This is a genomic window from Pseudomonas persica (assembly GCF_900291015.1).
GTDB lineage: Bacteria > Pseudomonadota > Gammaproteobacteria > Pseudomonadales > Pseudomonadaceae > Aquipseudomonas.
In genome coordinates this window covers 1-236 of the sequence record NZ_OLKL01000375.1, presented here as the reverse complement: position 1 = coordinate 236, position 236 = coordinate 1, and the positions used below count along the sequence as shown (strand labels likewise).

1 protein-coding gene is annotated in these 236 nt (G+C 65.7%); it reads right to left on the bottom strand.

The window, feature by feature from the left end; translation table 11 throughout:
- Positions 1-36: 36 nt before the first annotated feature.
- The coding region (locus FQ664_RS26955) for a c-type cytochrome (RefSeq protein WP_144176010.1) at positions 37-236 on the bottom strand (200 nt) is incomplete at its 5' end.

Sequence of the window (236 nt, the reverse complement as noted above, 5' to 3'; positions counted from 1 at the left end):
CTGTAGCGGCACGCGGCCGGCGTGATCGCCGGCCGTCTACTTGGCCAAGTAGCTGGCGATGTCATCTATTTCCTGTTGCGACAGCTGGGAGAACGGCGGCATCAGTCCGCCGCCCTTCCTGATCTTGTCCTTGATCTGCGCGGCATCCAGGCGCTTGCCGATGTCGGTGAGCGCGGGGAATGCGCCCGGCATGCCGGCGCGATCGGCACCATGGCAGGCCGTGCAGTTCGCTGTGT